Below are 9,091 nucleotides of genomic sequence, written 5' to 3'. Positions count from 1 at the left end.
GTGCGGCATATGCCCTGGGAAAAATCGAATTAGATGCGGTGATTCCTGGGCTAATTCAATTACTAGAAGATGAAGATTCCTCAGTTCGTTCTATTGCAGCAGATGCTCTGAAAAAAATCAAATCAGATGCGGCGATTCCTGGGCTAATTAAATTACTAGAACATGAAGAATTTGTGTCAGCAAATAATGGAGGTACGTTGAACTATGCACTACAAGCACTGGAAGCAATACAGGAAAAATGTCAATACTATAAATGCCTAATTCAACCAAAACCCCAAAGATATCTTCCCCCATCTCAGTCAATTAAAACTTCCCTAATGCACATCCTCCACCTCTCCGACCTGCACTTTGGCAGACAAGACCAAGCCAAACTTTGGTCTAACCAACTAGCAAGCGACTTGCAAAACGAACTCAATATTCCTCAACTTGATGCCCTCATTCTCTCCGGCGACATCGCTAACAAATCAACCCCCGACGAATACGCAGCAGCCCAACAATTCCTTGACGAACTCCGCCAAGATTGCGCCCTCAAGCCTGAGCAAATTATCATCGTTCCCGGTAATCATGACCTCAATTGGCAAATCTCAGAGGAAGAAGGTTACATCCCAATACTTCGCAAAAAATATCAAGGGTCAATAAATGAGAGTTGTGTAATTGATGATGGCAGTAATTATATTGCAGTTGTAGATCCAGAAAACCACAAAAGACGCTTTGAACACTTCAGCCAATTCTACCAAACCATCAAAAACAAACCCTATCCCCTAGACTATGACCAGCAATACACCCTCGACCATTTCCCCAACCAAAACCTGCTCATTCTAGGGTTAAACTCCGCTTGGCAATTGGATCATCATTACAAATCCCGTGCCAACATTAACATGAATACACTCAGCAATGCCCTCACAGACATTCGCCGCAATCAAGATTATCAAAACTGCATCAAAATTGCTGTCTGGCATCATCCCCTAGATAGCGCATGGGAAGACCGCATCAAAAACCAAAGCTTCATGGAACAGTTAGCCGTTGCAGGTTTCCGCTTCTTCCTACACGGACACGTCCACCAAGCCCAAAAAAGCTTTTATGAATACGACGCAGAACGGGGACTGTTTCGCATCTGTGCGGGAACATTCGGCGCACCTACCCACGAACTCACCACCGCCGAACCTTGGCAATACCACCTACTGAAGTTAGAAAATAACACCCTCACCGTCCGCAGCCGTAAACGCAAGACAGAAAACGGCGCATGGGAAGCAGATAATTGTTGGCGACAAGGTAAGGGTAAAGGTTCTCTGGATTCTTACACAATCACTTGGGAGTAGATGAGTTTATTACACATTGTCATTGTTGCTCATCTATTTAATTGCGATTAATTGCGATCGCCTATCACTGCTTCTAAGATTTAAACTCAGCACCGTCAACCAATTCGGCAAAATTGGGCTACCGCTTCCACCAATTGGTCGATTTCCGATTCCAGGGTCAAATAGTGGACGGTGGCGCGGGTACAACTTGGGTCGGCAATTGTCCGGGTTAAAATCTTTTGAGTATCAAGAAATTGCACCAACTTGAGAGAATGGTGATTAGTGAGTTGGAAGGAAACAATACCGCATTCCGGGGGTGCAGTGCTAAGACATTTCACATCGGGTAATGCAGCTAAACGTCGCCAGAGATATTCACTATTGCGGCGAATTTGGGCGTAACGTTCCTGGGGTGTTCCCCATTGTTGATGAATTGCGATCGCCTCTCGCAAACCAAAATACAATGGGTAAGCTGGCGTAGATACTTCATACCGCCTTGCATCCGGTTTCCAGTCCACAGGTTGGGAGTGGCTATCAACAATGATTCCATACAAGCCAATAAAGGTAGGATGCAGACTGTTTAGCACTTCTGGACGCACATACAAACCCCCCACACCTTCAGGGCCGCATAACCATTTGTGACCAGTGAAAGCATAGAAATCTACCCCCAACTCTGTTAAGTTCAAAGGTAAAGCACCCACAGATTGGGCTGCATCTATTAATAAAAAAGAATTATTATTTCTGCATACCTCCACGATTTTCTCTACAGGTAGCACTTGTCCAGTGTTCCAAAAAACGTGACTTAATACTACTAAGCGAGTCTGGGGACGCAAATTTTGGGCAATAATTGCTACCGGGTCGCCTTCATTCAACGTGGCTTTTAGGGGACAAATACTCACTTCTACCCCAAACCTGCGGCTAAGTTCTTGGGTAGTAGCAATTACCCCTGGATGTTCGCAGTCTGAGAGTAAAATATGGTCGCCAGCTTGCCAGGATATCCCCCACATGGCGATATTACAACCCACAGTTACATTATCCGTAAAAGCCATTGTATCAGTTGTGACGTTTAACTCAGATGCGATCGCTTCTCTGACGGTTTGCATTTGTGCGGTTAACCAATTACCAGCTTCATTCCCAAAGGGGCCAATATCCTGGATGTGCGCTATAGTTTGGTTAATCGTGTCCATTGTGGCTTTAGGCATCGCCCCCTGCCCACCATAGTTAAAATAAAGCTTATTAGCTAAAGCCGGAAATTGTTCCCGATGGTGATGCAATCTGGCTTGTGCTGTGGAAATAGTAGTCATAAACAACTTAAAATTCAAAATAGCTTGTTTTCTTAGTTTCCCATTCTCACTGCTTAATGAGTAGGAAATAGAGGTGATAGGTGACAGGTTACAGGGTAGACAAGGTAATTAATTCTGAGTAGCCTACGGTAAATAAGCCACAAGCCCTCACTGATTGTTTTGAATTTTAATTCCGCAAACGGTTGACTATACTGAATGTTAATTAATGCTGATCACCTTCTGCAATACCAACGCTGTAAACGTCGCCCTGTTTTAGATATTCACGGTGACAGAAGCCGACGAGATGCGCCTAATGAATTGTTACTCAAACTACAACAGGACAAAAACGCTCATCGCTTGAGTATTTTGGCTCAATTCCCCTATCAAAAACCAGATTACCCTAGAGGAAACTGGGAAGCAGCGCAAGCAGCCACTATAGAATTGATGCAGCAGGGGGTTGATTACATTTATCAAGGGGTGCTGTTAGCTAATTACAGTCAGTTAGTAGACGCACAAACGGAATACGTTAATCATACCCTCCTCAGTCGTCCTGATTTACTTGTCAAACAGCCAGGAAAATCCCTGCTTGGTGATTGGGTTTATGAAGCTGTGAATATTGAACTGGGTAAGCGTCCCAAACAGGAATACCAAGTTGTTTCCGCGTTTCATACCCAAGTTTTAGCCACAGTCCAAGGCGTGACACCGCCAACAGCTTGGTTAATGCTACGTAGTAAACAGGCACAATACACTGTAAATTTATCGAAATGGATACCGCAAATGCAGGGGATTTTGCAGGAGTTCATGGAGGCTTTGGAGGCAGAAACTAGTCCAGAAATATTTATTTCCCGTCAGAAGTGTAATCTTTGTTCATGGCATAGTCAATGTTATGCGATCGCTCATTCTCAGCAACACCTCTCACTCTTACCGGGAGTCACACCCCTGCGTTACGCCCAACTGCAAACCCTCTCTATTAACACCCTACAATCTCTCGCTGATACTAGTCCCACTATTTTAGAAAATCTCACGGGTTTTGATTCTCAAGTCGCAGTCAAATTAGTTATCCAAGCCCAATCTGTTTTAGAAAACCGACCATTAATCTTACCATTCCCCCATCCCTATCAGGATATCACCGCCAAATCTCCCATCGAATTGTATTTTGATATTGAAGCGCAGCCAGATTTAAATTTAGATTATCTTTTAGGGGTGTTGGTAGTTAATACGCAAACCAACACTGAAGAGTTTTATGGTTTTTTAGCAGAGAATCCAGAACAAGAAGAATTAATTTGGCAACAATTTCTAGACTTAGTATGGCAATATCCCCAAGCCCCAATTTATCATTTTTGCGTCTACGAACTAGATACAGTCAAACGCCTAGGCAGGTTGTACCATACTCCTCACAGATTAGTCCAGCCAGTCTTGAATCGGTTTGTCGATATTTATGAACACCTAACCGAAACTGTAGCTTTACCCATAGAAAGTTATGCTTTAAAAGCGATCGCTAAATGGTTAGGATTTGCATGGCGTGATCAAGAAGCTAGTGGTGCTAAATGTATTTACTGGTATGATCAATGGTTAGAAACAGGCGATCGCACATTACTAGAAATCATCAGCCGCTACAACGAAGACGACTGTCGCGCTACCCGTCGTGTTAAAGACTGGCTAGTTGATTTCCTAGAACACAACTATCATCTGAGACGTGCTTAATTAATGTCTAGTTCGCAATTTATCAAACTGCTTTTTTTGCGCTATGTTCAAGCTATCGCAAACCAAAATGCAAATAAAGATTTTGGCATTTTGGCAACTTCTCGAAAATTCTATCTGATATTTTGGTACTCATTGCAAGGATGAGTGTAGTTATAACATCAATTACGGCATCAATCGCTGTTCTTGCTGTTAACTTTATCTATAATTCCTTACAACCTATTAAATTTACTATTTATCCAAGTCCAAGGTGTATTTGCCACTTTCAAGCTATTTAGACGGGTCATACCCGTCTTTTTTTGTGTATTGGTTACATTAATATTCATTAATTTTTTGTGGAAAAAGAACATGAAACAAAAAGTTGAGGAAATAAATTATCTTAGATGTATTAGTTAATACTTAAATAATGTAATATCAGTTTTTGCAGTATTTGCATACATCCCATAGGAAGATGCGAAAGGATGAAAATAATAGGTAAATTAATCCGGGATGTTGTTATGCACTGGATTTAAAGAGAGGTTTGGTGATGAGCCAAACCTTTTTTTTTAATAACGGATGAAAAACTACCTTAGATTAGTACCGCAAATCAAAAGAATTGTATTTCAAGCTTTTGCGTCATTTGAAACGGTATATTCATTTCCGCCGATAGTACGTTTTTCTTCCCCAGTCCCCAATCCCCAGCCTTTCAATTTTGAATTTTTAATTATTCAATCCAAAATCCACAATCTAAAATTCTTAGTCCCCAATCCCCAATTCCCAGTCCCCATTGTAAAATTTAACTAACCTTACTGCTAGGCAATAAGTCAAAGCGCGAGTATAAAAGAGAAACAATAAACAAAACTCGCACTGTAGATTGACAGAGAACGAACATGGCACATCGCTATCCTTCTGGGGACAATCAGCCCACTGTTGATGTAATTGAGGGTGTTTCCTCCAAACCTCAATCCTGCAAAAGAAAGAGGATAAAGTTGTCTTCAATTATAGCGATCGCAATTTTACTTACTGGTGCTGGGTTAGTTATCTCTTTTACTTGGATTGGTGTTCTCTTGATTTTCGATCCCCAACAGGTGGGTTGGCTCAATAGTGTTTTACCAGAGTGGGCGCAAATTCCCATGAGTCAGAGCGAATACCCCCAAACCGTCCAACAAATTCGGGATAGTTTGAGTCACAAACACAAAATTGTCGGCGACACGATAGCTTTAGATGATGAAGATAACTCTTTTCTCCTCCCAGTGTTGCGCCAGCGTCCCAACTGTCAGTCTGATTGTCAAGAAGTTGTCGAACTCAGGGTATATCACTTAGAAAACTTACAATACCAAGCACAGCCCGAAAAATTTTATCGTTTAACTAACCAACTACCGATCGCAGGAATGGAAGAATCTGTGGCTCTCGCGCCCCTAGTTGATCCCACATCAGAAAATCCAGAAGTTAGTGATAGCTTACCTTTGACTGAGGTGCAACGCTTTGAAGGGAAAACACCAGGAAGGGGAGTCTGGTTTTATTTGCGGGGTCAGCGTCAACAAGGAACTCATGCGATCGCCTACGGTGAGATTGTCTACTACAATCCAGAACGGGCTAACCTACAACAAATGGTGTCTTGGACAAGTCCCAATGGTCAACTACCCAAATGGGAGCAGGTAACGGGTGATAGTGCCAAAGAACTAGTAATTGATCAAACTGTCGGTTTAGAACCACAGTTACAGGTTTATCAAGTCAAAGCCGTCAAGTTATACCTCAAACCTCTGCAACTAGAAGCAATTACTCTCACACCATCAGCTATTAAGGATGATTCTTACCAAAATGCTCTCTTCATTGCGCAGAGTGGCTTGTGGACTCCGTCTTTTGAATGGTTGCAATCCATCAAGAAACAACGCCGAGGCGTTTTACCAGCCACAGCGCAAGCACAAATGGATCTAATTCGGTTACACTCCCAACTAACTAAAACCCAAGCTGATAAAACTTGGGCAAGTCCCAGTCAACAAGTGCTAGCAGATTTAGTTGATGGTCGCTGGGAAAAGGCTTTACAGGTGTTTGAGAACTCACCACAGAATGCTCAAGAAATTGTCACCCTCTTAAAAGCTGACAAAGACAAAGGTCGATTATGGAAACGAGTATTAGCAGCACTGAAAGTCAACCCCAATAAAGCAGAAGTTCAAACTTGGGGCGCGTTGATCTTAGCAGTCCAACAAGGGGAAGAACAGGCGAATTCATGGTTACAGCAGCAACCAACCATCAAAACAGCAACTCTGACTAATATTCAAAATCTGGTCAAAAAACTCAATACCAGAGTCACAACAACTCAAACCACTTCTAGGAATGAGGAGTAGGGAAGGGTTGACGGTTAGGATTGAGAGTCAATTTAAAATCGCTGGCTCTAAAGTCCAAAATTGTTTGACTGTTGATTATTTGCTGTTGACTCTGCATAATCGCTGCTGCCAAATTCATTAGCTCGTGCGCTGGATACTAGTGTCCAACCAGCTTTAAGTAATTTTTGATAAGTTGCCCAACCCTTAGAGCCGCCTGGAACTTGATAATCCGGTACTGAAAATTGTGGGAAAGTTGTGTAGGGTCGCCAGGGTTGATGAGGCGCAGCTTGCAGATATAAGATTTTTTCCCCGTCATCGCTAGTTTTAGATATCCAACACATTTGTCGATACATAGCAAACTCCTTTGCTTTTTGCTTACTTCGCATATTGGCAGGTTTTTGTCAATACTTCTTCACCCTTGTGAGATAGTTTTGAATCTTCCCAAGGTAGTCAACTTATCTACAATCTAAAATCGTACAATCACTTAAATAAATGTCCGGCATTTAGATTGCTTCTCGAAAGCTATATAGATAGACAGGTTGTGCAAATGTCTGTGCTTCAATCTAAGGCACGAATAAGATTTTTTTAATGTTATCTGCTGGTACTAAAAGTGTATGTATCAAGAATTACTATTTTGGAAATTATTGAATTTTTATTACGAAAAGTAGATGATTCAAGATGCTGACAAGCAGACAAGGTAGAAAAATTCTCACAACTCAGCACAGGCTAAACGCCGCGCTAACACAACTTACAACTCAGCACTCAGCACTCCATGAATTTCAGCTACTAATTCTTGGTAATACGAATCAGACAAAACTGGGGTTGAACCTTGTAGTTGCAGAGGTGATTCTATATCAATCCATGATTTGCAACCACCATACACCCCACGATAGGGAATTTCTTGGGCTTGGGGTAGTTGATAAGTCCTTAGTAGGAGAACAAATATTGGCTGTTTGGGTTTCCACTTCAGGCGATCGCTGATAAAATTTTCATTCCAGATATGAAAGGGTAATAAGCTCTTGACAATTGACTCGTCACTAACTGGCAAAATGTCGGTAATCTCTGCCCAACTACCAATCCGTACTATTTCTGGATGCCATCCTGGTGTGACTGGATGGACAAGATTGGCATATTCAGCTTTAAGTAAGCAAGATTGCTGATGTTCATAGGTGGGGTAGAGCAAAACCTGCTGATGCGCCACTTGAAAACGGCCTTGCTGTTCATGAATACCGCCTTTACGCAGTAACATAATTGTTTTGCCAGTTTCTAAAGCATTAACTGCAACTGTCCATTCTTTGAGCGTATGCGCTGTTTGATTTAATTCCATCAGCATGAGCATCTACTGTAACTCTGATTTAATTTTGAGCGAAGACCGCTAAAGTATAAAACTATCCAGGGATATGAATTAAGGAAAGGTTATGGAGCAGCGACGACTGGGGACATCTGATGTATACATCACACCCATCCTGATGGGAACTTGGCAAGCTGGTAAAAAAATGTGGGTGGGAATTGAAGATGCAGACTCAATTAAAACTATCCGATCTGCCTTTGAAGCTGGGATCACCACTATAGACACGGCTGAGGTTTATGGTGAAGGACATTCTGAGCAGATTGTTGCTGAGGCTTTATCTGATGTGCGCGATCAAGTGGAGTATGCGACGAAAGTTTTTGCTAACCATCTCCAGTATGACCAAGTAATTGAGGCTTGCGATCGCTCCCTCAAAAATCTCAAAACTGATTATATCGACCTTTACCAGATTCATTGGCCGTCTGGCTCTTTCAATAGTCAGATTGTACCCATTGAAGAAACCATGAACGCCCTCAACCATCTCAAAGCACAAGGTAAAATTCGCGCCATTGGTGTTTCCAACTTTTCCCGTAGCCAATTAGCAGAAGCCGCGCAGTATGGGCGTATTGATAGCTTACAACCTCCCTACTCTTTATTTTGGCGACAAGTAGAACAGGATGCGATGCCCTATTGTGTGGAACATAATATTTCTATTTTGGCTTATTCACCCCTAGCCCAAGGATTGTTAACAGGGAAATTTGCACCTGGACAGCAGTTTGATCCAGCAGATAACCGCGCTAAAAATAAGTTATTTCAAGGCGAAAACTTTGAACGCGCTCAACAAGCTTTAGAGAAATTGCGTCCGATAGCTGAACGCCATAATTGTACTTTGGCTCAGTTGGCTCTAGCTTGGTTAATTGCCCAACCTCAAACGAATGCGATCGCAGGTGCGCGTTATCCTGAACAAGCCAAAGACAACGCCCTAGCTGCTGATGTTAAACTTTCTGCTGATGAAATTGCCCAAATTGATGCGATCGGCCACATTGTCACCGATCATCTTGATGATAGTTCCGTCATGTGGAATTGGTAAGCATCTCATGAATTCAGAACCCCGGTTTCTTGGAGAAATCTGGGTTCTCACAATTAAAGATAAGTAGAACGACTTGAAACAAACAAACTATGTTAAGTAATGTAAAAAACTAGGATTAAGTTCGTAGT

Annotated in this window: 7 protein-coding genes; 4 read left to right on the top strand and 3 right to left on the bottom strand. The window is 42.2% G+C overall.

Annotation, left to right across the window (positions count from 1 at the left end; genetic code table 11):
• A partial coding sequence (locus VB693_RS12245; RefSeq protein WP_323266510.1) for a metallophosphoesterase occupies window positions 1–1,319 on the top strand: 1,319 nt, incomplete at its 5' end.
• Window positions 1,320–1,414: 95 nt separating this feature from the next.
• On the opposite strand, the gene VB693_RS12240 is transcribed toward VB693_RS12245, so the two are convergent.
• Entirely contained in the window at window positions 1,415–2,599 is a 1,185-nt protein-coding gene (locus VB693_RS12240) for an aminotransferase class V-fold PLP-dependent enzyme (RefSeq protein WP_323266509.1), read from the bottom strand.
• Between the two features lie 195 nt (window positions 2,600–2,794).
• Between VB693_RS12240 and VB693_RS12235 the strand changes: the two genes are divergently transcribed.
• Together VB693_RS12235 and VB693_RS12230 are read left to right on the top strand one after the other, a co-directional pair.
• The gene (locus tag VB693_RS12235) at window positions 2,795–4,282 is read left to right on the top strand and encodes a TM0106 family RecB-like putative nuclease (protein ID WP_323266508.1); all 1,488 of its coding nucleotides are present in this window, start codon (window positions 2,795–2,797) and stop codon (window positions 4,280–4,282) included.
• Window positions 4,283–5,247: 965 nt separating this feature from the next.
• Window positions 5,248–6,606 (top strand): hypothetical protein, encoded by a 1,359-nt coding sequence (locus VB693_RS12230; protein ID WP_323266507.1) that lies wholly within the window; start codon window positions 5,248–5,250, stop codon window positions 6,604–6,606.
• Window positions 6,607–6,653: 47 nt separating this feature from the next.
• Here the strand turns inward: VB693_RS12230 and VB693_RS12225 are convergent, their stop codons facing one another.
• Both VB693_RS12225 and VB693_RS12220 read right to left on the bottom strand, forming a co-directional pair.
• On the bottom strand, window positions 6,654–6,938 hold the full coding sequence (locus VB693_RS12225; protein WP_323266506.1) for a hypothetical protein: 285 nt from the start codon (window positions 6,936–6,938) through the stop codon (window positions 6,654–6,656).
• 395 nt (window positions 6,939–7,333) lie between these two features.
• On the bottom strand, window positions 7,334–7,918 hold the full coding sequence (locus tag VB693_RS12220; RefSeq protein WP_323266505.1) for a DUF1802 family protein: 585 nt from the start codon (window positions 7,916–7,918) through the stop codon (window positions 7,334–7,336).
• Window positions 7,919–8,003: 85 nt separating this feature from the next.
• Here VB693_RS12220 and VB693_RS12215 point away from each other — a divergent pair, with 85 nt between their 5' ends.
• Complete coding sequence (locus tag VB693_RS12215; protein ID WP_323266504.1) at window positions 8,004–8,963, top strand: aldo/keto reductase; 960 nt, start codon at window positions 8,004–8,006, stop codon at window positions 8,961–8,963.
• The last annotated feature ends 128 nt before the right edge of the window (window positions 8,964–9,091 follow it).

Origin of the sequence: Anabaena sp. UHCC 0399 (assembly GCF_034931465.1) — a bacterium.
GTDB lineage: Bacteria > Cyanobacteriota > Cyanobacteriia > Cyanobacteriales > Nostocaceae > Trichormus > Trichormus minutissimus.
The sequence above is the reverse complement of the archived record's forward strand: the minus strand, read 5'-3'. Positions and strand labels throughout refer to the sequence as shown.

Excerpts from the sequence above, each read along its gene's own strand:
- VB693_RS12235 (WP_323266508.1), top strand. The coding sequence starts at position 2,795 with ATGTTAATTAATGCTGATCACCTTCTGCAATACCAACGCTGTAAACGT.
- VB693_RS12225 (WP_323266506.1), bottom strand. The coding sequence starts at position 6,938 with ATGTATCGACAAATGTGTTGGATATCTAAAACTAGCGATGACGGGGAA.
- VB693_RS12215 (WP_323266504.1), top strand. The coding sequence starts at position 8,004 with ATGGAGCAGCGACGACTGGGGACATCTGATGTATACATCACACCCATC.
- VB693_RS12240 (WP_323266509.1), bottom strand. The coding sequence starts at position 2,599 with ATGACTACTATTTCCACAGCACAAGCCAGATTGCATCACCATCGGGAA.
- VB693_RS12220 (WP_323266505.1), bottom strand. The coding sequence starts at position 7,918 with ATGCTGATGGAATTAAATCAAACAGCGCATACGCTCAAAGAATGGACA.